We start from the raw sequence: 25,011 nt of genomic DNA, 5'->3' as shown, positions 1-25,011 counted from the left end.
GATCTTATCACTGATGCAATATTGCAAATCAATTTAGAAAAACTGATTTAATTAAACTGCAAATCTAATACAACATTTTTTTCAACTTCTTTTAAGAAATCTCCAGCCTCTAAAACGGTTGTTGCTTTATTCAATTCATCATACATTTCAATATCTTTATCATGTTCGATAAAAGATACATTACGTCTAAAAGCATCATAGGCTACTTGGGTTCCTTTACCCAATCCATGCTGATAACCTTTAATATCCAACGCTTGGCAAGCTGCCATAATCTCAGTCGCTACCACACGACGTGAGTTTTTCACTATTTCTAATGCTGTTCGTGCAGCTGTTGTCCCCATGCTGACAAAGTCTTCTTGATTTTCACAAGACGGAATTGAGTCTACACTTGCCGGATGCGCCAATATTTTATTTTCAGAAACTAATGAAGCACATGCATATTGTGTAATCATAAAGCCAGAATTTAAACCTGGATATTTTACTAGAAAAGATGGTAATTTACTTAACTGTCGATTGACTAGCCGCTCAACCCGTCTTTCTGAAACATTTCCAATTTCAGCTGCTGCAATTCCTAAGAAATCAAATGGTTGTGCTAGTGGCTCCCCATGGAAATTCCCACCTGAAATTACTTCACCACTACGCGTAATAATTGGATTGTCGGTCACAGAATTAATTTCAATTTCTACTTTTTCTTTCACATAGGCAATCGAGTCTTTACTAGCACCGTGAATTTGTGGCATGCAACGCAAAGTATATGGATCTTGCACATGATCTGGTGTTGCCTCTGTGATATATTGACTATCTTCAATCAAACGGCGAATATTACGGGCCGTCGCTAGTTGTCCGCTTTGAGGACGAATTGTATGCAAATCTTCTTCAAATGGACTAGAAATCCCATCATGAACCTCTAAAGAAAGTGCGCCGGCAATATCTGAGAGTTTCAATAATTCAATAGCATCATAAGTTGCTAAAGCACCGACTGCATTCAACACGGTCGTACCGTTAATAAACGCTAGGCCTTCTTTAGCACTTAGTTGAATAATTTGTAAACCTGCTTTTTCCATTGCTTCTTTACCAGGGTATAAAACTCCTTCGTAGTATGCTTTTCCCAGACCTAATAATGGTAAAACCATATGAGCCAATGGTGCCAAATCGCCAGAAGCTCCCAATGAACCTTTTTCTGGGATGTGCGGATGTACTCCGGCATTTAACATAGCCAGCAGACTTTCAACTGTACTTAAGCGAATGCCAGAATAACCTTTGATTAAGGAGTTAACCCGAATTAACATGATGGCGCGTACAATATCTTCAGAAAATGGTTCACCATAACCAGAAGAGTGAGTCCGAATCAAATTTTCTTGTAGCTGCACTGTATCTTCTTTAGAGATGCTGACATTACATAATGACCCAAAGCCTGTATTGACCCCATAGACAACTCGTCTTTCTTCTACTATTTTGTCAACGATTTTACGGGATGCAATAACCGCTTCTTTGGCACTTTCTGCGATTTCACAACGCACGTGGTGACGGGCTACTGCTACAACATCTTCTAAGGTTAAACTAGCTCCATCCAAAATAATTACAGCTGATCTATCAAAATCTTGTTTTTGATCTTTAACTAAGGTTTTCATAATTTTCCCTCACTTTTTAATCTCTCTCATTCGCAATACAGCTTATAAGAGACAAACTTAATTCGCTTGTTTCATTTTATTTTTGTTCAAAATGACATATAAAATACTTGCCACAATTACACCGATAACACCGGCAACCAAGTTGATTGGATTTGCAGCTGCTACCATCCAAATACTAACAATAATCGAAATAATTGGTATGACTGGGCCAAATGGTAACTTGAAGGCTGGGACATTTTCCATATCTTTTTTTCTTAACCAAATAACTGCCAATGCAGTGGGAATGTATTGGAAGAATCGAAAAACAACTGATAATTCTGCTAGCTGTTCAAAAGATCCACTCAATAAAAAGGCAATTGTTAACAATCCAGAAAAGATAATGGCAATAATCGGCGCATTCTTTTTATTTTTTTTCGCAATAACTTTTGGTAAAAGACCTTCATCTGCAATGGAAGCACCATAACGAGGTATCATCAACGAATCCCCCATATTTAACCCTGCTATGGAAATTAAAGCTCCAATAGAGATGATCCACTTACCCGCAGGACCAATCATTTTAACAAAGGCATCTTGAACGGGTGCATTACTTTGTAAAATACCTGTTCCAAGCATGGCAATGGTGCCAGCGATAATCATGAAATAAAGTAGTGACACGATACTAATGGAACCAATAATAGCTTTGGGTACATTCTTTTTAGCATTTCGCATTTCACCAGCAACGACTGGTAAGGCTTCAAACCCGATAAAAGCATAAAAGACTGTAAGTGATGTCGAAGCCATCGCTTTTGATAACGTTAAGTCTGGGTTTAGTTGTAAAAATGGTGTAAAGTTGCCCCCATTAATACCGCTTTTAATAAAGAAAATTGCAATCAGTGTAAAGGCAATAATCGGAATCAATTTTGCGATGGTAATTACAATTGTAAAAATTTTTGAAGTTTTAATACCCATGCTGTTAATAATGGATAAGAAAATAACCAAACAAATACTAATTAGTGTATTTTGCCCCTCTAAAGCAGGAAAAGTTTGAATCAATAACTTAGCAAAACCCGCTGCCATGGCAGCCCAAGCGATAATTGTAACAAACCAACCTAAAACTCCTACGTTAAACCCGATAAAATCACCAAAGGCGGTTTTTGAATACTGAAAGGCGCCGCCGTTTTTATTAAAATAACCAGCAACTTCGGCAAAGCAAACCGCTAACATCAAAACTAAAACAGCATCTAACAGCATGGCCACTAAAGAAGCCGGGCCTAAATCTTGATAGATCGTTCGGGGTAATAGGAAAATTCCTGAACCAATAACAGCATTAATGCCGTATAAGGTTGCGCCTCCCAAACTAAATTTGGCGTTCTCGTTTTCTGCCAGTTCTGCTGAATCAATGTCTTTGACATCTGATACCTCTGGGATTTCCACATCTTTTTGCATAATATTCACCTCTTATTTTGTATTTTTTAAAGCGCTTTCAATATTTTGGAAATTGAACTACTTTCTAAAAGATAATTTGATATAGGGAGATTTTTTATCTCCCTATATCTTTTTAATCCATTAAAATAGACCGGTAATATTCCCTTTTTCATCAACATCAATTCGTTCAGCCGCAGGAGATTTTGGTAACCCTGGCATTGTCATAACCGCACCCGTAAGCGCGACGATGAAACCCGCGCCGGCAGATACTTTTAAATTTCGGATTGTTACTGTAAAGTCTGTTGGCGCTCCCAACAACGTTGCATCATCAGAAAATGAGTACTGTGTCTTTGCCATACAAATGGGATAATTCCCAAAACCAAGACGTTCTAACTCTTTTAGTTCTTTTTTTGCGCTTGGTGTTAAGTCTACCTTCTTACCACCATAAACTTTCTGAACAATTTTATTTAATTTTTCTTCAATTGAATCGTCTAAATCATAAACATAGCTAAAGTTGTTGGGTTCTTCGGCCAAAGCAACAACTTTTTCAGCCAACGCCTTACCACCAGCACTCCCTTTGCCCCATACATCAGATAAAACGACTGCAACACCTAATTTTTCACATGCTTCTTCAACCGCCGCGACTTCTTCTAATGTATCTGTTGGAAATTTATTAATCGCTACAACTGTTGGCATGCCATAAACTTCTGTAATATTTTCTAAATGCTTAGCCAAATTCGGGATACCTGCAATAACCGCCGCGACATTTTCTGTTCCCAATTCACTTTTTTTAACGCCGCCGTGCATTTTCAAAGCACGAATTGTGGCTACCAATACGACTGCATCTGGCTTTAAGTTGGCCAAGCGACATTTAATGTCAATGAATTTTTCTGCTCCAAGATCAGCTCCAAAACCCGCCTCTGTTACAGCGTAATCAGCATATTTTAGTGCTAATTTTGTCGCCAATACGCTATTACAGCCATGAGCGATATTGGCAAAGGGGCCGCCATGGATGAAAGCTGGTGCGTGTTCCAAAGTTTGAACAATATTCGGTTGAATCGCATCTTTTAATAATGCGGTCAATGCGCCCTCTGCTTTTAAATCTCCGGCTGTAATCGGCTCACCTTCAAAATTATAAGCAACAATAATATTGCGTAGTTTATTTTTCAAATCAGTTATATCATTGGCTAAGCATAAAATTGCCATAATTTCAGAAGCCACTGTAATATCATAACCATCTTCCCGTGGAACACCGTTGACACGTCCTTGCAGACCATTAACGATGTGCCGTAATTGCCTGTCATTCATATCGACAACTCGTTTCCACGTAATCTTACGGGAATCAATCTGCAAGACATTGCCTTGATGAATATGATTATCTAATAACGCCGCTAATAAATTATTTGCCGCACCAATAGCATGAAAATCTCCTGTAAAATGTAAGTTAATATCCTCCATTGGGACAACTTGTGCATAGCCACCACCAGCTGCACCACCTTTTACGCCAAAAACTGGCCCTAATGAAGGCTCACGTAGCGCAATGACAGCTTTTTTCCCAATTGCTGTGAGGGCATCTACTAAGCCAACTGACGTCGTAGTTTTACCTTCTCCAGCCGGTGTTGGTGTAATAGCCGTGACCAAAATCAATTTCCCGTTATCTTTACCGTCTAAATCTTTAATATTATTAATTTTGGCTTTATATTTGCCATACAAAGATAAATCTTCTTTGTTAATTCCAATAGATTCTGCAATCTCTTCGATTGGTTTCATTGTGACTGAATTTGCAATCTCGATATCTGATAAGACCATGTAGCAAACTTCCTTTCTTCAAACAAAATTTAAACCGTTAAATGATTTCAATAATTTTTTGATAAATGTCATCAGCGATTTTATTTCCTTGTTTTACTAGTTTTTCCCCATTTTTTCGGTATTTTAAGACAAAAGCATCATCTTCAATGCTTGAAAGATTAATCAAAACATTTAACCAAGCCCCTTGGAGTGCTGCTTTCAAATTTAGTGCAGCAACGCCTAGATCACTTGCAGCATTGCTATTGGATTTACCAATAGCTCCTTGTGTAAGTTCTAAGGCTGTAACAATTTTTTCCATCAGATTAAACGGTGTAACTGCGGCTCCTTGCAAGGCTTTTTGGAGTGCTCTGCGACGCTCTTTTTTTTCTTCTTCACTACTTTTTGGCATTTCAAAAACGGCTGAAACTTGATTGAAGGCCGCAGTATCTTCATCAATAGCGACGAGTAATTCCGCTTGCAAATCAGTTGCTTTTTGTTGTAAATTTTTCATTTCAGTTTCAAAATCAGCATATTTCTTCTTACCAATCGTCAGTTCTGCCACCATTTTTGTTAGTGCAATTCCTTGGGCAGCCGCTAAAGCAGAAGCAGAGCCACCTCCGGGAGCTGGTGCATCAGAACCAAGGACGTTAACAAATTCTTTTAACTGCATATCAACGAGTTTCATAATAATCCTCCTAATTCAACAAATGGTTCTCTAAAACTTGTTTGTCATAATCAAATTCTTCAATTTGCAAATAGTACTCCGCACAGTCGATCAACGCTTTTGCTGGTGTCAAACCAATAACTTCACTTCCGATAATCGAAACGCCGTAACGTTTGGCCTCAAACCGAATCGTTTCAAAAGCACGGTATAACGGTGTTCCTTCAAAGTTCACCATATTCATAGAAACTTGCGCAATATTGCGTCCTTCCAGCATAACTCCGATTCCTTTACAATATTTCCAACCACCAGAAGAACCGCGCACAATTTTTGCAATCTTATTGGCAATTTCAATATTATCGGTGTCTAGGTTAACGTTAAAAGCAACCAGCGGCATTCTTGCCCCTACGGCAGTAACTCCAGCAGTAGGATGGATTTTACGTTCTCCAAAATCAGGTGCCCATTGCTCTTCTAATAATTTTTCTGGCATCTTTTCAAATTGTCCTTTACGAACCTTAGCCAAATTTTTTCGTTCTGGAGTTGTCGCAGAATCTTCATACAAGAAAATAGGAATTTGCAATTCATCATTAATTCGTTTGGCAACATTTTTTGAAATAGCAATACATTCAGCCATGGTGACATCTTTAATTGGGACAAAAGGTACAACATCAGTTGCTCCCATCCGTGGATGTTCGCCATGGTGTTTTGTCATATCAATATTTTCACTGGCATATTTTACCAATTGAAAAGCAACTTCTTGAATCCCGTCTTCATCGCCAACTAAAGTAAAGACGCTTCGGTTATGAGAAGAGTCAGAAGAATAATCCAATAACGTAACCCCTTTTACATTTTTAGCGATCTTAACTAAGCCCTCAATTATAGTTTGGTTTCTCCCTTCACTAAAGTTTGGAATACACTCGATTAATTTTGCCATCGTAAAACACTCCTTCTTAAATTTGAACTTGGTTTCGTTCAGTTTTTATTTTGTTACTTTACTCTTTCATGCATTTTTTTACACATGTTATTTTTCTTAGCAGATATTCTTAACATGCGCTCATTTGTTACCGCTTCCATCAGCCAAAATCAGCTTATCATTCTTTCAAAACGGTTGCAAATGCCGTTAAAATCAGCTTTTTATAATTTTTTCATAAAACCTACAACTGTTTTTTTAAGTAAAAATCGATAATCAATCTATTGATTTTATTTGTCATTTTTTTCATTTGACCTTTTTTTGACTATATTTTTTAAAATAAAATTACCTTGTTAAAAAACCTGTACCAAAACAGATAGAAAACAAGATAATATTTTGGATTATAGCTAATGATTTCTGCGTTTTAAAAAATCGTTCTTTATAAACCAAGAGGACATTATGCCAATGGGTTAAATCCTCTTTAAAAAAATGATGGGAAATAAAAATTGAATATTTAAATAAGAAATCATTTTTGACGTTTAATAGTCGAAGTGTTTCGTTTTTTATAAATAAAGATTAAAAAAAACTAATTATTCTCCTGAAATTTTTTCTATTTATAACAGAATTTATCAAAAAAAGAGGTGCTAAATTTGCAAAAACTTGCTTTATTAATTGACTTTGGGAGTACTTACACAAAACTAACACTAGTTAATCCGATTGAGGCAGTAATTGTAGCGACACTAAAACTGCCTACTAGTAGCCAAGAAGGGCTTTATCTGTGCTATAAAAAAGGGAAGGAAAAGTTACTTAATAAAATAGGGGAAAAAAATCAACTACCTGTAGAAGAATACTTTTGTTCATCTGCTTGGGGAGGATTCAAAATGGTGGCGATTGGTTTAACAGAAAGCCTAACTACCGAAGCAGCCAAAAGAGCCGCATTAGGTGCAGGTAGCCGGATTTTAAAAACATATTGTTACCGTCTGACTTTAGATCAAATCACTGAAATTTATCAGCTAAAGCCCGATGTTATCTTGCTAACTGGGGGATGCAACGGGGGTAATCTGGAAATCATCTGTTATAATGCGTGCTTACTTGCACAATTACCTTCAGATATTGCAATTATCGTAGCCGGAAATGAAGCTGCCACTGCTCAACTTAGTGCTACTTTCAAAAACAGGGCAAATGTCTTCTATACTGAAAACGTTATGCCCCAAATAAATATGTTAAATCCTGACCCTGTACGTAAAATTGTACAAAAGGTTTTTTTGAAAAAAATTATTCATTCAAAAGGGCTGAACCAGGTTGCTCCTTATAGTAATAAACCTGTTATTCCAACACCGACAGCCGTTTTAACTGCTGCAAAACTATTGAAGGAAGGAACAAAAACCTGTTCAGGACTAGGAGATTTAATAATCGTAGATATTGGTGGTGCAACAACAGATGTCCATTCAGTCGGTTCTGGTCTCTTTCAATCTGACGATGTATTTTTTGAAGGCTTAGCTGAACCATATTTAAAAAGAACTGTCGAAGGTGATCTTGGTATGCGCTCTTCAGCTGAAAGTTTGTTGGAACAGCTTTTAAGCAGCTCTGAAATAAAAGAAGATTTGCTGCCTGAAAATATATCTGCTTTAAGATCGGCTTGCCACTATCGCTGTACTCATCCAACCTTTGTTCCAAAAACAAAAATAGAAATTGATTTTGATCAATTTCTTGCTGAGGCTAGTATGACATTTGCCTTAAAGCGGCACGCGGGTGTGAAAAGAGCAGTTCAAACACCAACGCGGACGCTGTATTATCAAAAAGGAAAAAATCTTCAACATTTCAACACCATTATTGCCACTGGTGGTGTTGTCGTTCACAGTCAACACCCTGAAGAAATCGTAAAAAATGAGCTTTTGCCAGTAGATGATGCATTGCTACCGATCAATCCAAAAAGGTATGTTGACCAAGATTATCTTTTATCGGCAATGGGGCTTTTAAGTCAAAAATATCCGGAAGCGGCGCTGACTATCTTAAAAAAAAGTTTACGCCGCCTTTGATCCTGCCTGATAAAGTAAAAAGCCGCGCAATATTGCGTGGCTTTTTACTTAGTTCATCTTCAAATGAAAAGTTTCGTTTAATACTTGTAACTCATACCGATCACGATATTGACTGAGATTTTCTACAGCTTTAGTCACATAATAGGATAGATCCTCGGTTACTAAATCACCTAATTGCGAATTTTCAATCTGATTTGCCAAACATTTTTCTTTAATCAGTGCTTTGCTAAAATAGACAAGCCCACTATCGCGAGGATTGGCTAATTGATTTTGATAGCTAATGGTTTTTTTTATATAAAAAGCTACCTTTTCATAATCTTGCTTAAATAAATAAATCAGTGACAAATAAGCATTTAGCTGGACACGTTTCCAAAGAGATGCGGTAACTTCAAATAATTCATTTGCTTTTAAAAAATAGGTTTCCGCTTGGTCGTAGTCTTTTTTTGCATAAAGGGTGATTCCCATATCCACATAAAAAATAGCTAAGCTTGTCATAAGATTATTATCTTTGCAAAGATTGATGGCTTTTTGTTGTAGTTTAATTGATTGCTGGTAATTTGACCGTAAGCGCTGAATCTCTGCTAAATAATCGTAGGCTGCAGCAATATTGCTGTTGTATTTTTCATCAAAGCGATTGGCTATATTAAAAATCGTAATGGACTCTTGAAACAGCGATTCTGCTTGATCCAAATCTCCAATCATCAAATGATATAATCCCTTCAAGCGTAATAAAATCCCGATAGATTCATTGTTGTTCGCACTGATTGCAACGTCCATTGCCAAATCAATATAATGCGCCATGTCCGTAGCATTGTCTGTTTGAATATAGTAATAAATCATCTGACGATACCCGCGCAATAGGTAAGTTGTAAGATGAAAATCTTTGGCTTTCACGATAACACGCTGAATATTTTCCAAGCCCTGGTTGTAATCACCGCAATTAATCAAGTAACGTCCTTCTAAATAGAGAAATTTTACTAACAACAATTGATAGGTACTATCTTCTGCATATTGTCCTTCAATTTCTTTTAATCTCGTTCCAATTTCTTTAAACTTTTCCAATTCGCTTGGTTCTGCTTTTCTAACTGTCTCTTGCGATGACAGATGTTCCTGATGATAAATCGGAAATAGTTCATGCTGGATTCTTAAAAAGGCTTGATGATGCGACAACTCATAATCTAAAGATTTTAGCTCTTGATGGGCATGGCGATAATGATACCCGATCGCCGCTAGTAGTTCACTATCCTCTGTAACCTCATTTAATTTTTGTTCCAATAAAATTGCGATTTTTTCATGAATAACTCGTAATTTCATTGCGGACTGCTGCGCATAAATATATTGTTTCATTTTTTTATGATTGAAGCTAAAACATACTTCATCAAGATAAACATTTTCTTTGACCAATCCCTGCTTGTTTAAATTATCCAAGGCGGTATATATCTCAATTTTTTTGGCATCAGCTAGTTGCGTTAAAAGGCTCATTGGCGCAACTTTTTGAAAAAATGAAATAAAGTCGACCAATTCAGATTCCAGTGCAGTCAAATTTACAAATTGTAAGCTTAACTCATCATTCATTTTTGGTGTCAATACTTCTAACGTGTTGCTTTCTTGTAATTGTTTCAAGTATTCATTGATATATAAAGGAATTCCTTCTGACTCTCTTGCAATAAAATCTAGCGTTGTCGTTTGAAACGAATAATCAGGAAGTTGTTTTTCACAAAAAGCCCGTACTTCAAAGTCTTTAAATGGTGATAAGTCTAAGGTAATGATCTTTTCGTAATGCCGGACACTGGCAATAAAATCGTATATTTCTTTGCGGTAGCCCGTCTGCAAGGTCATAATAAAAATAATATCAGAATGAGGATTGTGCAGAAGTACACTCGTCAATAATTTGATGCTCCCTTGATCCATCCATTGGAGATTTTCAATAAATATAATAAGGGGTCTTTTTTTCCCTAGCTGTTGCAAGGCTTCTGAAATGCTTTGTGCCAAAAAATTAAGTTCAGCTGGGGCGACGTTTTCTGACATAGATTGTGCTTTTAACTCTTTAAAAAAAGGAAATTGTCGACTAAATGTTTGTTCCCATTGATCGATCTCAGCCAAATTATCTTTTTGCAATAAAAGCATCAGTTGCTGTAATAATTCTCGCCAAGGACGTAAAAAATGTTTTTGCTCTGCTTTATAACAAGTCACTTTGAGACATTCGTATGAATATTGAATATTTTCTAAAACTAGCTGACATAAAGCTGATTTGCCAACGCCTAAATCACCTTTAACCAAAACGGATTGAAATGGTTTCTTTTGTTTTAAATTTGCTAAGTTTAACTCCAAGCGTTCAACCTCGTTGGCACGATCATAAAAATGATACGCTCTTTTTTTTCGTAAATCACCATGTTTCTGGTTGGCAATTTTCAATGTTTCTTGATATAGCTGCTTTGTTTCTTCTCCTGGTTCAATCCCCAATTCAACTTTTAAAATTTCCGCTAATTCGTAATATGTTTCAATTGCTTTACCATTTCGATGGTTCTCGATATAAAAACGCATCAGCAATTGATAATTACGTTCATCAAATTCATCAATCGCAATTAATTTACGAATATTCTTTTCCACATCGGCTACAGCATGAAACGAAATATCTTCTGCTACTTTTTGATAACAACATTCAATAAATTGGTGTTCATACAAGTTACGCATTTTTGCTAACCAAGCATCAAACAAATCCGAGTCTTTCAAATAGAAGCCCTTTAAAAATTCATCACGATATTCTTCTAGATGCGTATAAGCATCTTCTTCAAAACGATAAGTATCACTTTCAACTGTCACATCACAATTAAAGGTCAAAATTGTTTTATTTGGCGAAACAATAAATTCGCCGCCCATCGCACGATTGGCTTGATAAATTGTATTGCGTAAATTTTTTTTTGCACTTTTTTCATCTTTACTAGGCCATAAAATACCCGCAATCTCATCCCGACTAATTCGCTTATTAATGACCATGTAATAAAGTAATGCATTGATCTTCGAAAATGAAAAAATTTTTGTTTCCCCATCTACTTTAATAGATGGCGTACCTAATAATTCAAAAGATAATATATGTGGCATCGTTGTACCTTCTTTCAACCATTATTGCCGCCAATTCTTCATCCTTATTCTAAAGGAAGCATCCAAATAAAGATACCGCTTTCAAAAGCAAAAAGTACAGACTAGTAAAAAACTCTCAAATTCTATAGCTAGAATTTGAGAGGATAAGAAACAAAATGCTTTTTACTGGTTATTTTATCATAATGCACTGATTAAATTTCCAGCTTTATATACATCTGTCACTAAATTTGTGGCAAAAAAGTATAATGGATAATCAATATTTTGTGCATCAAAAATAGCAATATCAGCTGCTTTTCCCTTATCAAAGCTCCCAATAGTTTCTGCTCGACAAATAGAATACGCTGCATTAATTGTTACGGCATTAAATACTTGAATGGGTGTTAACTTCTGCATAAAACAGCCCAATTGCATAATAAATTGTAAATTTGCGGTGGGACAACTGCCTGGATTACTATCTGTTGTCAAAGTAATCGCCATCCCATTTTCAATCATTTTTTTTGCTGGTGCATACGTATCTTCCATAAGACTAAATGTTGTCGCTGGTAATAAATTACCGATAACGTGGGCTTCACTTAATTTTTTAATGCCTTCATCTGTGATCATCATCAGATGTTCCGCACTAACCGCACCTAATTGTGCTGCTACGTCTACCCCGCCAATGGAAGCAATCTCGTCAGCATGTATGCGTAATTTAAAACCCATTTCTTTTGCTGCGTGTAATAATTTATAGGACTCTGCTGCTGTAAATACCCCTTTTTCACAAAAAATATCACAAAACTCGGCTAAATTTTCTGATTTTACTTTTGGCAACATTTCTGTAATCACGAAATCAATAAATTCACCTGAACGGTTTTTATATTCTTCGGGAATAGCATGCGCCCCCATAAATGTCGAAACTACATCGACAACATGATTCTTATTCAACTCTTTTGCGACTTTTAGTTGCTTTTCTTCTGTCTCCCAATTTAAGCCATAACCACTTTTCGCTTCTACTGTTGTCACACCATGAGCTAACATTTTATCAAGTAGAGCAGATGACTTATCGTAAAGCTCATTAAAAGAAGATTTTCTTGTTGCTCTCACCGTGCTCAGAATTCCACCGCCCTGCGCTAAAATATCCAAATAAGGGACGCCATTTAATTTTTGTGAAAATTCATGTTCACGACTACCGCCATAAACCAAATGCGTATGACAATCAATTAAGCCTGGTGTAGCTAATTTACCTGTATAATCAACAATCTCGGTATCATAATTAATTAGATCACTATCTGGCTCTCCTTGATCAACAGCTAAAATTTTGCCATCTTTAATCGCAATATAACCATCTTCAATGATTACCGCCTTACTCATTTCCTCGCCTCGCAAAGGAACTCCGTTATCAATAGGACAAAAAATTTGACTAAAATTTTTAAGAATTTTATCTGCTTTCATAATTTTACTCCTTCATATCATTTTCGTACCTCTAGTATAAAAAAATATAGTCAAATAGGAGTCAAACCAGACTTCCCTTTTGTCAAAAAAATTTTTTAAAAAATTTTTTAAGCGATAGACGCTTCGTTGACACCGCTTACATATACTAAAAGGCGTAAAAGCTTTGAAATCATTTCATTCATTCACAAACAATTAGAAACATGAAGGAGGAAATACCAATGATTGACTTAAAAGACATCGAACAAGCGATGACGGTAAAATTAGATGACTTTTTACCAGAGAAAACTATTTTTCAAGAGGGAATTCGGCGAGCACCCGACCGCGGGTTTCGCTTAACGAAGGAACAAACTGAGCTTGCATTGAAAAATGCCCTGCGTTATGTCCATCCAAAATACCATGAAGTTGTGATTCCTGAATTTCTGGAAGAATTAAAAACACGGGGACGGATTTATGGTTATCGTTGGTACCCCAAAGAACGGATTTACGGAAAGCCTATTGATGAATACCAAGGAAATTGCACGGCTGCAAAAGCAATGCAAGTTATGATTGATAACAATTTGGACTTTTCAGTTGCTCTTTATCCTTATGAATTAGTCACATATGGCGAAACTGGACAAGTTTGTTCCAACTGGATGCAATATAATCTAATAAAAAAGTACCTTGAAATTATGACAGACGAACAAACTTTAGTAGTGGAATCTGGACACCCACTAGGTCTTTTCAAATCTAAAAAGGATGCGCCTCGCGTAATTATCACAAATGGTTTGTTGGTAGGAGAATATGATAATATCGACGATTGGGAAATCGCCGAAGAAATGGGTGTAACCAACTATGGACAAATGACAGCAGGCGGTTGGATGTATATTGGACCACAAGGGATTGTACACGGCACTTTTAATACACTTTTAAATGCTGGGCGCTTAAAACTGGGAATTGCCGACGATGGTGATCTAGCAGGAAAATTATTTATTTCTTCTGGTCTTGGGGGCATGTCCGGTGCACAAGGGAAGGCCGGAGAAATTGCCAATGCGGTGGCAATCATTGCAGAGGTTGACCGTTCACGTATTGATACTCGTTTAGAACAGGGTTGGATTTCTAATCTTGCTACTACGCCGGCAGAAGCTGTAAAAATTGCGTCAGAGTATCTTGCCAGAAAAGAAAAAACATCAATTGCTTATCATGGAAATATCGTGGACTTGTTAGAATATATTGCGCAACATGATATCCATGTTGATTTATTATCTGACCAAACTTCTTGCCATAATGTCTATAATGGCGGTTATTGTCCCGCCGGAATTACATTTGAAGAAAGAACAGAACTACTCGCAAAAGACAGCTCGAAATTCCATCAACTCGTAGATGAAACGCTAAAACGCCACTATCATGTCATTGAATCACTTGTTGCCAAAGGAACTTATTTCTTTGACTATGGCAATTCATTTATGAAGGCTATTTATGATTCCGGTATTAAAGAGATTTCTAAAAACGGCGTGGATGATAAAGACGGTTTTATTTGGCCTTCTTATGTAGAAGATATCATGGGCCCGATGTTGTTTGATTATGGCTATGGCCCCTTCCGTTGGGTTTGCTTGAGTGGCAACCATGAAGACTTAGTGGCAACCGATCATGCCGCGATGGAAGTTATTGATCCTAATCGTCGCTATCAAGATCGCGATAACTACAACTGGATTCGTGATGCGGAAAAAAATCAACTTGTTGTTGGCACGCAAGCACGCATTTTATATCAAGATTGCATGGGTAGAGTAAATATCGCACTAAAATTCAATGAATTGGTTCGAGAAGGAAAAATTGGCCCAGTTATGCTTGGGCGTGATCACCACGACGTTTCCGGAACAGATTCACCATTCCGAGAAACATCCAATATAAAAGATGGCAGCAATGTTTGTGCCGATATGGCAACACAGTGTTATGCAGGCAACGCTGCTCGTGGAATGTCATTAATTGCGCTTCATAACGGCGGTGGTGTTGGCATCGGAAAATCAATCAACGGCGGGTTTGGCCTTGTATTAGACGGTTCAAAATTAGTAGATGATATTATTAAATCTGCTATCGCTTGGGATACAATGGGCGGTGTAGCACGTCGTAGTTGGGCACGAAATGATCACGCCATTGAAACATCGATTGAATATAACAAAATGAATAAAGGTACTGATCATATCACAATTCCTTACCTAGCTAATCAAAGTATGATTGACACTGCAATCAATACGCTTTTTAAATAATAAAATGTAAGACTTTTGCTTTAGGAGATGTTGGTGAGGTCACCAACATCTTTTTTTAAAGCACAGATTGAAAGGATGTAAATTCATGTATGTACCAGAGGAAATCATGGAAATTGCTATTCAAATTGGGATAAAAAAAATCCATAAAACTGTACAGGCAAAGTGCATTTTAGGCTTTATTGGTGGGGCAATGATTTCTTTAGGCTATCTTGCCTATATTAGAATATCAGCCCCTATTCCCACAGAGTTTACTGGACTGGGAACCCTTTTAGGCGCATCTGTTTTTCCGATTGGTTTAATTGTCATTTTACTCGCTGGAGGAGAACTAATTACTGGTAATATGATGGCTGTATCCATTGCTTTTTACGATAAAAAAATTTCACTCCAAAATCTTTTATCCAACTGGCTTGTCATTACTTTTTGGAACATTATCGGTGGACTTTTTGTTGCTTACTTTTTTGGACATTTTATTGGGTTAACCAGCAACGGTATTTACCAAGAACATGTACGAACGATTGCACAACACAAGATTCATGCTACTTTTATGCAATCATTAGTTTCTGGTATTGGTTGCAACTGGTTTGTAGGCATAGCACTGTGGTTATGCTATGGGGCAAAAGACGCAGCAGGAAAAATAGTTGCAATCTGGTTTCCCGTTATGATCTTTGTTGCCATCGGTTTTCAACATAGCGTGGCAAATTGTTTTATTATTCCAGCTGCTATTTTTGAAGGCGGTGCAACTTGGAAAGATTTTATCCTGAACTTTTTGCCGGTCTATTTAGGTAACATTTTGGGCGGCGCGCTGTTTGTTTCAGGATTTTACTACCTTAGCTATCGGGGAAAAAAATAAATTTTTCGTCTAAGAAAAAAAGCTCTGTCTCACATAAAGTGAAACAGAGCTTTTACTTTCTACCTTAAATTTGTGCCCAAACACTTTCTAAAATATTGGTTTGGTTACGGTCTGGTCCGACAGAGAATGTTGAGATGCGGACGCCGACTAATTCAGAAATACGGCGCACATAATTGCGGGCATTTTCTGGTAATTCGCTTAAATCTTTGCAGGCTGTAATATCTTCTGACCAACCTGGTAATTCTTCATAAACAGGTTTACAACGATTTAATTCTTTTAAGCTGGCTGGATAGTGGTAAATTAATTCGCCGTCTAATTCGTAGGCCGTACAAATTTTAACCGTTTCAAGACCACTTAAAACATCAATGGAGTTTAGTGATAGATTGGTAATCCCTGAAACCCGTTTGCTGTGGCGCATCACGACAGAGTCAAACCAGCCAACCCGTCTCGGACGTCCTGTTGTTGTACCATATTCACGACCAACTTCGCGAATTTGTTCACCAGTTTCATCAAATAATTCAGTTGGAAACGGGCCGTCTCCCACACGAGAAGTGTAGGCTTTGCAGACACCGACAACTTTATTAATTTTTGAAGGACCAACGCCAGAACCAATTGTCACACCGCCGGCAACTGGATTTGATGAAGTTACAAATGGGTATGTGCCTTGATCGATATCCAACATAACCCCTTGTGCCCCTTCAAATAAAACGCGTTTTCCTGCATCTAGAGCATCGTTTAAAATAACTGAAGTATCTGTCACATATTTTTTAATTTCTTGACCATAGGCGTAATATTCTTCAAAAATATCATCAAAGTTCATTGCGTCACTGTCAAACATTTTGGTAAATTGACGATTTTTATCTTCTAAATTGATACGTAAACGCTCTTCAAAGATTTCTTTATCAAGTAAATCAGCAATTCGAATCCCAACCCGCGCTGCTTTATCCATGTAAGCTGGGCCGATTCCTTTAATGGTCGTGCCGATTTTGTTATCCCCTTTTGCATCTTCTTGCAATTGATCTAATTTAATATGGTAAGGCAAAATAACATGGGCGCGATCTGAAATACGTAAATTATCAGTAGCAACACCGTGTTCTTTTAAATAAGCCAGTTCTTGCACCAATGATTTCGGGTTCACTACGACGCCGTTACCGATCACGCTGATTTTTTCCCGGTAAAAAATACCTGAGGGAATTAAATGTAATTTATATGTCACACCATCAAATTTGATCGTGTGTCCCGCATTATCGCCGCCTTGGTAACGTGCGATAACTTCTGCATTTTCACTTAAAAAGTCAGTGATCTTTCCTTTTCCTTCGTCGCCCCATTGTGTCCCCACAACTACTACTGATGACATACGAACACCTCATTTTCTTTTATTCAATCCTGAACTATTGTATCAGGTTAACTGGAATTATTCAACTTATTCTCGAATAATGATTTTAATTTATTCTTCAAACGAGCCAAAACACGAACATTAAACAACGTAGTCAAAATTTCAGCACTTTTATTTTGCTCCACTTGCACACGAGTTTTTTGATTTATTTTAAGACAGCTGACAAGAGCATAGCCCAGCTGACGAATTTTTGTAATGTAACGTTTAGAAAATAATACCCAATTTTTAGCAGCAAAAAATCGCTTTAAGTCATAGAAAAATTTCAGCTGCCAAAGACTCCATTCTTCTTTTGTATAAATTTCTGCAAGTTCGCGGGCAAAACAAGCAGCGGGAAATTCGGGCGTTTGTGCAAGGTATTCCCGTATTTGAAAACATTTCAACAACTGTAAGTAAATCCTTTCATCAAATTCTTCCCCTTGATAGTAGGTTTTGATGCGTTTGGTTAGAGTTTTTGCTGTTAAGCCAAAGACTTGTTTGGCTGAAAATGGGCAATACATCGCATTGCTCCTTTCTTTTTTGAATATTATTTGCGACCTACAGTTGGACTTGCAATCAGCTTTTTGAACTTGGGATAAAAGTGTTCAGCTTCAAAAAAAGCTAAAATTTTGTGAACATCGTTCCTCAAATTTTTGTGAAATTTCGACTTATTTATAAAAACGCTCCTTGTGTCACAACCTTTATCCGTGAATAGCAACTGAGTTAAATGAATATCCCGCTCCTATTCATCTAGGCTCCAGCTGCCAAACACAGCAAAAAAATTTTGCCTTTCACTTTAACAACGAAAAAAAGCAGCCCCTTGTCAAAAGAAAATCAGACTTGCGACTGATTTTTGTGAAATTAAGTTTTTTTACTTCATCTGTCGTAGTAAACATGCTATTATTATTACGACAGATGAAGTAATTATAAAAGGCGGTGACACTATGATTTCAAGCGATGGGATTCGCGGTTACAACGATGCGATTATTTTAACCATTTTGGCAGAAGGTGATTCTTACGGTTATGCGATTTCAAAAGAAATTAGAGAACGCACCGACGAAATCTATGTCATCAAAGAAACCACGCTTTACTCCGCATTTACGCGTTTGGGGAAACTTGGCTTTATTACTTCTTATCCCGGTGAGGTGACCCACGGGAAAAAACGTACCTACTATGCCATCACCGCTGCCGGTAAAAGTGCTTTGACAGAAAAGATCGCCGAATGGGAGCAGACAAAAAAAGTCGTAGATCGTTTTTTAATTGGCTCCTAAATAATTGCTGCACATATTTTTAAACCCGTACAAAAATAAATCGTCATTACGCTACTTCAATTTTAGCTGGAAAATAAAAAGGTCTTTTAACTTCACACTTAAAAATACTTAAAAAAGACAGCTTTAATTTGAAATATGGACTGCGTTGTTAGTCTGATAACAAAATCTAACAGCGATCAAACTAGGAGGAATAAAAATGAAAATTATCGCAGAGTATTTAGATAGTTTGTTTTTAAATGTCCCCATCACGCCGGAAACAAAAAAAGCAAAAGAAGATTTACTGGCCTTGATGGAAGACCATTACAACGAATTAATTGCTGAGGGAAAAAATGAACATGAAGCAATCGGCGCTGTTATTACCGAATTTGGTTCAATCGATGAATTACTAGAAGAGTTAGACTTAAAGCGGGAAATACCCCAAGCCCCACCAGCAAGCAAAACGATCCAAAAAGCCAATGAAAAAACACAAAATAGTTTGGATGATGACTTTAATTTCGACGAAGAAGACTTTTCCAAAGCTGCTTGGCGAGCCAACCACGAAGAGTTTGCAGAAGAAGATCCAAATCAAAAAGATGCTGCAGATGAAGATTACAGCTACAATTTAGCCAATCCTATTACCTTAAGTGAAGCAGAAGATTACTGGAGTATGATCCGTCAATTTGCGCTTTTCATTGCCAGCGGCGTCCTACTTTGCGTTGTTGCCATTGCTTTCCTTGTTTTTCAAGGTGGGGGGGGTTCTGATGCTCTTGGCTTGGCGGGCTTCTTTTTACTCGTAGCGGTCGCCGTGACCATGTTTATTACCGCAGGAATGAAATTTTCTGGTGCCCACAAAGTATTGGATGATCGTCCAATTAAAGAAGATGTGCGCCAAACAGGTAAAATGTACGCCCAGCAATATCACCGTAGTTTTAGTTTTTCACTGGTTGCGGGTATTTTTATGTGTATCGTTTCTTTTATGCCTATTTTTATTTTCCAATACAGTGAGCATTTAGGTATTACGCTGTTTTTAATTATCGCCGGTCTGGGTGCCTTTTTAATTATTTACGGCAGTATTGTGCAAGCTTATTACAAACGATTTGATAATGGTCCTATTTTTATCTCAGATGAAGATGAGCCTGGTCCAAATGCCCGTCAGCATATTTATGGCAAAAACGCACCCCTTGTGGGCATGTTTTCTACGGTTTATTGGCCGGCTGTCGTTGTAATCTACCTTATCTGGTCCTTTATTTTTGGCGGTTGGGGTTATTCTTGGCTGATTTTTGTTATCGCCGGAATTTTCCAAGACAGCATTTTAAAATATTTCAAAAATAAACAGTAATGCTACCCAAAACCTGCCAATTTTTAACAATAAAAAAGTAAAGTCAGTTTCAGCAACTGTACCGATCCCAAAGGCTAGAATTTTGCTCTAACTTCTGGGGGCCGTACACACTACAAACTGACTTTACTTTTTTTGCTTGGATTTTCTTCGTGGCATCATTTTTGGATTGAATATTCAAAATGTACGTCTTCAAAAACATTATCTTCCTGAATATCCTCTTTGGTTTTAAATATTTTTATATCAATTTCATGATTTCCTATTTTCAAGAAATCACTATGCGCATCTTCGGTCAAATAAAAGCCCCACTCCCGTTTGGTAGCGCGTGTTGCTTGTTGCACCTGTTTGCCATCTAAAAAGATACCCGAATAATAAGACATCGGCAGATAATCAAAAATAAAAAGAATTTCTCCGGAATCTAAATTATCCAGACTTATGTTTCTTCCCAAATCTTCTTTATTTCCATCCACAATTTTGAACTTGACTGAATCATTGTCGACTTTTGTTGAAGAACTATCATTTTTTGTCTGCACTGAATTGTCTTTCATTTCGGAGTTAATCAATAAAATTCCTCCTAGTGTTATGGCTATTCCTAAAATTGCAACAATTACTTTTTTCATGAAGGTTTCCTTTACATTTTTCTATTATTGGTTTTACTACGGAGTAAATTTTACAGCATTTGCCCGGGCTGTAAGTGAATAGCTTTTTTGATTACTTCAGATGTAATCAGTACTGCCGGATTTTCAGCACTGTCTTTCGTATCTTCAATTTTCGTTATTGATCCGTTAATTGTGTTCTCTTTTAACTAAGCTTATGAATATGTATTCTCCACTACTTTTTTACCTTGCTGGCGCTTGCACATCAGTTTTACATGCTGCTAAACGGCCTCCGGCTATCATCATTGAAGTTGCTAGTACAGCTTTTGCTTTCACCATTTTTGAAACCCTTTTCTTGTTGGTTGGATTAATCTTATCACATTTAATTGTGTTTCCAAATCAAAAATTCGTTATTTTAATTAATCATATCAGTTATTTTTATTTTGTTTAGGGACAGTAAGGCCAAGGGAATGGTAAAATGAAACAAATATAATGTAGCAGGAGGAATAGTCCTTGCATAAGGATAAAAAAATTTTTTTCATTGTGACACTCATTCAGTCTATCATTTATGGAATTTCTCTTGTATGGGCCTTTTTAGCTAGGGGAATGACACAAAACTGGCCTTTTTATCTCTTGTTGGTAGGGATATTAATTGGAAATTTTATTCCAATGAAATACCGTAGCAACTTCTTTTCGACTGAGCCTGGTTTATTATTTCAAACAAAGACACGAAAATTTGAAAACATGCTGTATATGACAACTACTTGTATTATTATTTTCCTTGTTATACTCTTAGATATCTCATAATTTACAAATTAAAAAAATACCGCAGAAAACAGCTACTGGTTTCCGCGGTATTTTTATTTGCCTAATTTTTTGATTTTTTAATAAAACAATCTTAACTGTTTTGTCATACATAGAATTTTCTAGTCAGCTTAGTTAGCAGTTTTCAAACTGTCACCTGACAGCTTTTTACTACATAACATTATTGTTTTGGATCACTTCTTGAATGGCACAAAGGTATTTTTTAGTATTTTGCACTTGGGCAGCTTCTTGGGCTTTGATTTCTTCTAAGCACTGGTCGGTTTCTTCTAATTTCACCAACACTTGCTGCAATAAGGTTGTGATTTGTTCTGTATTCATTTTTTTGCCTCCTGTAAGGTTTAATCTTCTTCTACGACAAGATTTTCTTTCTTTTCACTCGTTTTTACCCGATAAAAAATGCCATATAAAATTGCACAAATTACAGGTAAAAAGCCTGCTACTAAATAGATTCCTTGGAAAGATAAAACACTGCGTAATTCCCCTAAAACAAAAGGCCCAATGCCAAGACCTAAATCAAGACCGATAAAATAAGTGGACAGTGCAATCCCAATGCGGTGATCTTCGCTGACTTTCAAACAAATCGCTTGGCCATTTGACATAAAGGTTCCATAACCTAAACCGATTAAGGCACCGGCTAAAAGCAACATCCAGCTAGCGTTGGTGATACTCAATAAAAAGAGCCCGCCAGTTAAGAAGAGATAGCTGGGATACATCACATAATTTTCACCCCGTAAATCGAAGATACGCCCAGACATTGGTCGTGTAAAAGTGATGACCAGTGCATAAACAACAAAGAACAATGAACTTGCCTCTACTAAATCAATTGCTTTGGCGTATGAAGAAAGAAAAGCCAAGACACTTGAGTAAGCTAGCCCCATCAAAAAGCCGATAAAGGAAATAAAGGCAACTTTCTTTTCTACAAAACTATCAAAGGTCCATTTTGACAATTGTTCTCGGTGTTCTTTGGTTAAAACAATATTTTTGACTGGAAAGGCAAAACAAGCAATTGTCGTGATGAAGATCAAAACAATGGAAAAAATAATAATAAAATAAAAATTCGTCGTATTTAGTAATACCATCCCGATTAACGGTCCAATTGCGGCAGCTAAACTTGTAGATAAGCCGTAGTAATTAATGCCCTCACCGTATTTTGCTTTGGGGATATAGGCGGTCACAATCGCATTGGTTGCTGTTGAAACCGTTCCGTAGGCAAAGCCATTTAAAAATCTGATCAAATACATCATCCCAATTGTCGGCATATACAAGTAAGCTATCATGGTCACTAAGTAAAATAGCGCCCCGTAGCGCAAGACGGCTTTTCGTCCCCACAGCTCTAATGTTTTTCCGATAATTAAGCGGGCTAATAAAGTTCCTAAAATATAAATGCCGGTTGCAAGTCCCGCTTGTCCTAATGTCGCGTGAAGATTATCCTGCGCAATGACCGCCATAATGACAACTAACAAATAATACACTAAATACACAACAAAATTAATGAGGGTGATACTAATAAAGCCTTTATTAAATAATTTTTCTGCTTGGTGTTCCAATCTTTTTCCTCCTAGAATTTTTGATTTCCGTCTCTTTTTTTAAACATTTCGTAAACTAAATGATATTTAACCTGACGAAAATTTTTAAAAATTTTTTTGCAGCCTATCCTTAAGCAAAAGATTCCGCTAAATTGGCAACAAATTCTGTTTCAGGAATATTTCCTGTTTTCAAATGTTCCAATTTTGCTTCTACTTCCCGGTAATTTGAAGGATAACGATCTACTAAAAGACCAATAAATAAATCCCGTACTTCCATAAATTCCGCCATAAATGCCGTAAAGTCAGTTTTCTCACTACCATTTACTTGCATTTTCCAGAATAAGACATCTTGATAGGCATCATTTAAAAAAATTAGCGCTTGATCTTTTTCAAATCGTGCTTTATACGCCGCGTCCAATCGCTCTAAAATCATTTCTTTCCATTCTTTCATGAAAATTTCCTTCTTTCTTTTCGTTGTGTGCCTTAGTATAGCGATACAAAGCAGAGAAAAAATGCGATTTTGTGCATAAAAAAAGTTAAAAAGATTTCGCAAAAACAAAAAACATTAACATTTGTTATTGTTTTTCTAGCTTTTATCAGTTTAAATAGTGCTAACTGTATTTTTCTGAAAAAAAATGAAAGTTACTTAAAAAAGGCTAAGGAGCGGTTACTTGAATGGATAATCGAGTGTTGGAGGACTATTTACAAGCTCATGATTTTCCGGTAGTGGTTAAGGAGAAGAAAAAGTATTTAACTTATGAGGGATTGCAAGACTCAAATGTTTACATTTTAAAAAGCGGTACGATTAAAACAAGCGTCATCTCCCGCGATGGACGAGAATTTAATTTGCGCTATATCAACAGCTTGGAAATTGTTTCACTATTAAAAGATGAATATTCCCAATTTATTGATGCACCCTTTAATATTCGCGTGGAATCCTGTAAAGCAGAATTGTATCAAATCGATCGGGTACAGTTTTGGAAAGACATCAATCAAAACTTGGATTTACAGCTTTTTGTAAAAGATTATTACCGCGTGCGTTTGCTGCATTCCATGAAACGCATGCAACAAATGTTGATGAATGGCAAATTTGGTGCCGTCTGCACGCAAATTTATGAACTTTACGATACCTTTGGCGTAAAAACACCCGAAGGCTTATTAATCGATTTTGTCGTTACCAACGAAGAAATTGCGCATTTTTGCGGCATCGCTTCTGCCAGTAGCGTCAACCGCATGATGCAACAACTAAAAGATATGGGCGCCATCACCATGAAAAGGCGAAAAATTATAATTTTAGACCTTGAGATTATTAAGGATAATATTATTTTTTAATGAAGTTGGGTAAAAATTTATCCTTCCGCCGGTAAAAAAAACATGAACCAGCAATTTTTGAAGGACTTTATGCCTCTTTTTGCTGGTTCATGTTTTTTTACTTACTCAATTTTATCACTGTCCACTATCTGTTCAGCTTTCGTCCCATCATTTTTTGCTGCTGTGCTTTCTGCGGAGCGCAATGCTTCCAGATGTTCCAGTTTGCTGTGTAGTTCGGCAATCTTGTCTGACAGCTCTTGGTGCATATCTTCATGCCGGCGTTGCATTTTATCCATTTTTGATCGTACCGCCACGCCATTGCCAGCCGCAATGGAAGCCCCCAGTGCGCTCAATACATTCGTGTAATTGCCCAAGACTAATTGGACATTATTATCCGGCGCCCACGAATTTAAAGCTGGAATTAATTTGGTTAAAAAGGCAAAGATGACCAAATAAAAAAATAGAAATAGGTAAATAAAAATAGAAAGCTTGCTGGCTAATAAAGCCGGAATCTTCTTCAATATCTTTTCCATCACAATCCCACTTTCGTCATTTTGAAACTACTTTTAGTTTAGCAGAAAATTGTAAATTGGCGTTGTGATTACTATTGAAATAACTTACTCTGGCTGTACCAATTACAGTAAAAGCACAAAAAAATATGATCGTTTCGCAAAAATACCTACATATTAGCAAAAAAAGAGTAAGAATGATGAAAAAGACTTCGTTTCTTACTCTT

Annotated in this window: 22 protein-coding genes; 8 read left to right on the top strand and 14 right to left on the bottom strand. The window is 36.8% G+C overall.

Annotated features, from left to right (window positions below; genetic code table 11):
- Positions 1 to 47 precede the first annotated feature (47 nt).
- The 5 genes from hutH to ftcD all read right to left on the bottom strand — a co-directional run bounded on the left by hutH (position 48) and on the right by ftcD (position 6,418).
- Positions 48 to 1,631, bottom strand: coding sequence for a histidine ammonia-lyase (gene hutH / locus AC6R0T_RS00490; protein ID WP_230709710.1), 1,584 nt, complete (start codon positions 1,629 to 1,631; stop codon positions 48 to 50).
- 57 nt (positions 1,632 to 1,688) lie between these two features.
- A complete protein-coding gene (locus AC6R0T_RS00485; RefSeq protein WP_303753715.1) occupies positions 1,689 to 3,056 on the bottom strand; it encodes an APC family permease in 1,368 nt (455 codons plus the stop codon).
- Positions 3,057 to 3,176: 120 nt separating this feature from the next.
- The gene (locus AC6R0T_RS00480) at positions 3,177 to 4,844 is read right to left on the bottom strand and encodes a formate--tetrahydrofolate ligase (protein WP_206903012.1); all 1,668 of its coding nucleotides are present in this window, start codon (positions 4,842 to 4,844) and stop codon (positions 3,177 to 3,179) included.
- 37 nt (positions 4,845 to 4,881) lie between these two features.
- On the bottom strand, positions 4,882 to 5,508 hold the full coding sequence (locus AC6R0T_RS00475) for a cyclodeaminase/cyclohydrolase family protein (RefSeq protein WP_303753714.1): 627 nt from the start codon (positions 5,506 to 5,508) through the stop codon (positions 4,882 to 4,884).
- A gap of 10 nt (positions 5,509 to 5,518) precedes the next feature.
- The gene (gene ftcD / locus AC6R0T_RS00470; protein ID WP_206903010.1) at positions 5,519 to 6,418 is read right to left on the bottom strand and encodes a glutamate formimidoyltransferase; all 900 of its coding nucleotides are present in this window, start codon (positions 6,416 to 6,418) and stop codon (positions 5,519 to 5,521) included.
- Positions 6,419 to 7,035: 617 nt separating this feature from the next.
- On the opposite strand from ftcD, the gene glmL reads away from it, so the two are divergent.
- Positions 7,036 to 8,433, top strand: coding sequence for a methylaspartate mutase accessory protein GlmL (gene glmL, locus AC6R0T_RS00465; protein ID WP_303753713.1), 1,398 nt, complete (start codon positions 7,036 to 7,038; stop codon positions 8,431 to 8,433).
- A 48-nt stretch (positions 8,434 to 8,481) separates the two neighbouring features.
- Here glmL and AC6R0T_RS00460 read toward each other — a convergent pair whose 3' ends face one another.
- A complete protein-coding gene (locus AC6R0T_RS00460) occupies positions 8,482 to 11,535 on the bottom strand; it encodes an AAA family ATPase (protein ID WP_303753712.1) in 3,054 nt (1,017 codons plus the stop codon).
- Positions 11,536 to 11,712: 177 nt separating this feature from the next.
- The gene (gene hutI, locus AC6R0T_RS00455; protein ID WP_230709719.1) at positions 11,713 to 12,966 is read right to left on the bottom strand and encodes an imidazolonepropionase; all 1,254 of its coding nucleotides are present in this window, start codon (positions 12,964 to 12,966) and stop codon (positions 11,713 to 11,715) included.
- A gap of 218 nt (positions 12,967 to 13,184) precedes the next feature.
- Here hutI and hutU point away from each other — a divergent pair, with 218 nt between their 5' ends.
- Both hutU and AC6R0T_RS00445 read left to right on the top strand, forming a co-directional pair.
- Positions 13,185 to 15,209 carry a urocanate hydratase gene (gene hutU, locus AC6R0T_RS00450; RefSeq protein WP_230709721.1) on the top strand — a complete coding sequence of 675 codons (2,025 nt, stop codon included), beginning with the start codon at positions 13,185 to 13,187 and terminating at the stop codon, positions 15,207 to 15,209.
- 85 nt (positions 15,210 to 15,294) lie between these two features.
- Positions 15,295 to 16,059, top strand: a complete 765-nt coding sequence (locus AC6R0T_RS00445) for a formate/nitrite transporter family protein (protein ID WP_303753711.1) — start codon at positions 15,295 to 15,297, stop codon at positions 16,057 to 16,059.
- A 64-nt stretch (positions 16,060 to 16,123) separates the two neighbouring features.
- Here the strand turns inward: AC6R0T_RS00445 and AC6R0T_RS00440 are convergent, their stop codons facing one another.
- Both AC6R0T_RS00440 and AC6R0T_RS00435 read right to left on the bottom strand, forming a co-directional pair.
- The gene (locus AC6R0T_RS00440; RefSeq protein ID WP_282461845.1) at positions 16,124 to 17,416 is read right to left on the bottom strand and encodes an adenylosuccinate synthase; all 1,293 of its coding nucleotides are present in this window, start codon (positions 17,414 to 17,416) and stop codon (positions 16,124 to 16,126) included.
- A gap of 47 nt (positions 17,417 to 17,463) precedes the next feature.
- Positions 17,464 to 17,952 carry a hypothetical protein gene (locus AC6R0T_RS00435; protein WP_282461846.1) on the bottom strand — a complete coding sequence of 163 codons (489 nt, stop codon included), beginning with the start codon at positions 17,950 to 17,952 and terminating at the stop codon, positions 17,464 to 17,466.
- A gap of 423 nt (positions 17,953 to 18,375) precedes the next feature.
- Between AC6R0T_RS00435 and AC6R0T_RS00430 the strand changes: the two genes are divergently transcribed.
- Entirely contained in the window at positions 18,376 to 18,702 is a 327-nt protein-coding gene (locus AC6R0T_RS00430) for a PadR family transcriptional regulator (protein ID WP_206903003.1), read from the top strand.
- A gap of 196 nt (positions 18,703 to 18,898) precedes the next feature.
- A complete protein-coding gene (locus tag AC6R0T_RS00425) occupies positions 18,899 to 20,020 on the top strand; it encodes a permease prefix domain 1-containing protein (RefSeq protein ID WP_303753710.1) in 1,122 nt (373 codons plus the stop codon).
- Positions 20,021 to 20,175: 155 nt separating this feature from the next.
- On the opposite strand, the gene AC6R0T_RS00420 is transcribed toward AC6R0T_RS00425, so the two are convergent.
- A complete protein-coding gene (locus AC6R0T_RS00420; protein ID WP_303753709.1) occupies positions 20,176 to 20,637 on the bottom strand; it encodes a hypothetical protein in 462 nt (153 codons plus the stop codon).
- Between the two features lie 193 nt (positions 20,638 to 20,830).
- On the opposite strand from AC6R0T_RS00420, the gene AC6R0T_RS00415 reads away from it, so the two are divergent.
- Together AC6R0T_RS00415 and AC6R0T_RS00410 are read left to right on the top strand one after the other, a co-directional pair.
- Positions 20,831 to 21,064, top strand: a complete 234-nt coding sequence (locus AC6R0T_RS00415; RefSeq protein WP_526159524.1) for a hypothetical protein — start codon at positions 20,831 to 20,833, stop codon at positions 21,062 to 21,064.
- Between the two features lie 62 nt (positions 21,065 to 21,126).
- Complete coding sequence (locus AC6R0T_RS00410; protein WP_282461849.1) at positions 21,127 to 21,420, top strand: hypothetical protein; 294 nt, start codon at positions 21,127 to 21,129, stop codon at positions 21,418 to 21,420.
- A gap of 168 nt (positions 21,421 to 21,588) precedes the next feature.
- Here the strand turns inward: AC6R0T_RS00410 and AC6R0T_RS00405 are convergent, their stop codons facing one another.
- The 3 genes from AC6R0T_RS00405 to AC6R0T_RS00395 all read right to left on the bottom strand — a co-directional run bounded on the left by AC6R0T_RS00405 (position 21,589) and on the right by AC6R0T_RS00395 (position 23,415).
- Positions 21,589 to 21,756 carry a hypothetical protein gene (locus AC6R0T_RS00405; RefSeq protein ID WP_206902999.1) on the bottom strand — a complete coding sequence of 56 codons (168 nt, stop codon included), beginning with the start codon at positions 21,754 to 21,756 and terminating at the stop codon, positions 21,589 to 21,591.
- Between the two features lie 20 nt (positions 21,757 to 21,776).
- Complete coding sequence (locus AC6R0T_RS00400) at positions 21,777 to 22,985, bottom strand: MFS transporter (RefSeq protein ID WP_303753708.1); 1,209 nt, start codon at positions 22,983 to 22,985, stop codon at positions 21,777 to 21,779.
- A gap of 109 nt (positions 22,986 to 23,094) precedes the next feature.
- Positions 23,095 to 23,415, bottom strand: coding sequence for a hypothetical protein (locus AC6R0T_RS00395; RefSeq protein ID WP_206902997.1), 321 nt, complete (start codon positions 23,413 to 23,415; stop codon positions 23,095 to 23,097).
- A 224-nt stretch (positions 23,416 to 23,639) separates the two neighbouring features.
- Here AC6R0T_RS00395 and AC6R0T_RS00390 point away from each other — a divergent pair, with 224 nt between their 5' ends.
- Positions 23,640 to 24,296 carry a Crp/Fnr family transcriptional regulator gene (locus AC6R0T_RS00390; protein ID WP_206902996.1) on the top strand — a complete coding sequence of 219 codons (657 nt, stop codon included), beginning with the start codon at positions 23,640 to 23,642 and terminating at the stop codon, positions 24,294 to 24,296.
- 101 nt (positions 24,297 to 24,397) lie between these two features.
- Here AC6R0T_RS00390 and AC6R0T_RS00385 read toward each other — a convergent pair whose 3' ends face one another.
- A complete protein-coding gene (locus AC6R0T_RS00385; RefSeq protein ID WP_230709729.1) occupies positions 24,398 to 24,808 on the bottom strand; it encodes a hypothetical protein in 411 nt (136 codons plus the stop codon).
- Positions 24,809 to 25,011: the final 203 nt, after the last annotated feature.

This window comes from Enterococcus sp. S86.2 (genome assembly GCF_059834485.2).
The sequence above is the reverse complement of the archived record's forward strand: the minus strand, read 5'-3'. Positions and strand labels throughout refer to the sequence as shown.

Excerpts from the sequence above, each read along its gene's own strand:
- AC6R0T_RS00485 (WP_303753715.1), bottom strand. The coding sequence starts at position 3,056 with ATGCAAAAAGATGTGGAAATCCCAGAGGTATCAGATGTCAAAGACATT.
- AC6R0T_RS00415 (WP_526159524.1), top strand. The coding sequence starts at position 20,831 with ATGAATATGTATTCTCCACTACTTTTTTACCTTGCTGGCGCTTGCACA.
- AC6R0T_RS00475 (WP_303753714.1), bottom strand. The coding sequence starts at position 5,508 with ATGAAACTCGTTGATATGCAGTTAAAAGAATTTGTTAACGTCCTTGGT.
- AC6R0T_RS00405 (WP_206902999.1), bottom strand. The coding sequence starts at position 21,756 with ATGAATACAGAACAAATCACAACCTTATTGCAGCAAGTGTTGGTGAAA.
- AC6R0T_RS00430 (WP_206903003.1), top strand. The coding sequence starts at position 18,376 with ATGATTTCAAGCGATGGGATTCGCGGTTACAACGATGCGATTATTTTA.
- hutI (WP_230709719.1), bottom strand. The coding sequence starts at position 12,966 with ATGAAAGCAGATAAAATTCTTAAAAATTTTAGTCAAATTTTTTGTCCT.
- AC6R0T_RS00480 (WP_206903012.1), bottom strand. The coding sequence starts at position 4,844 with ATGGTCTTATCAGATATCGAGATTGCAAATTCAGTCACAATGAAACCA.
- hutH (WP_230709710.1), bottom strand. The coding sequence starts at position 1,631 with ATGAAAACCTTAGTTAAAGATCAAAAACAAGATTTTGATAGATCAGCT.
- AC6R0T_RS00385 (WP_230709729.1), bottom strand. The coding sequence starts at position 24,808 with ATGGAAAAGATATTGAAGAAGATTCCGGCTTTATTAGCCAGCAAGCTT.
- AC6R0T_RS00445 (WP_303753711.1), top strand. The coding sequence starts at position 15,295 with ATGTATGTACCAGAGGAAATCATGGAAATTGCTATTCAAATTGGGATA.
- AC6R0T_RS00440 (WP_282461845.1), bottom strand. The coding sequence starts at position 17,416 with ATGTCATCAGTAGTAGTTGTGGGGACACAATGGGGCGACGAAGGAAAA.
- hutU (WP_230709721.1), top strand. The coding sequence starts at position 13,185 with ATGATTGACTTAAAAGACATCGAACAAGCGATGACGGTAAAATTAGAT.
- AC6R0T_RS00420 (WP_303753709.1), bottom strand. The coding sequence starts at position 20,637 with ATGAAAAAAGTAATTGTTGCAATTTTAGGAATAGCCATAACACTAGGA.
- AC6R0T_RS00460 (WP_303753712.1), bottom strand. The coding sequence starts at position 11,535 with ATGCCACATATATTATCTTTTGAATTATTAGGTACGCCATCTATTAAA.
- AC6R0T_RS00395 (WP_206902997.1), bottom strand. The coding sequence starts at position 23,415 with ATGAAAGAATGGAAAGAAATGATTTTAGAGCGATTGGACGCGGCGTAT.
- AC6R0T_RS00435 (WP_282461846.1), bottom strand. The coding sequence starts at position 17,952 with ATGTATTGCCCATTTTCAGCCAAACAAGTCTTTGGCTTAACAGCAAAA.
- AC6R0T_RS00425 (WP_303753710.1), top strand. The coding sequence starts at position 18,899 with ATGAAAATTATCGCAGAGTATTTAGATAGTTTGTTTTTAAATGTCCCC.
- AC6R0T_RS00390 (WP_206902996.1), top strand. The coding sequence starts at position 23,640 with ATGGATAATCGAGTGTTGGAGGACTATTTACAAGCTCATGATTTTCCG.
- ftcD (WP_206903010.1), bottom strand. The coding sequence starts at position 6,418 with ATGGCAAAATTAATCGAGTGTATTCCAAACTTTAGTGAAGGGAGAAAC.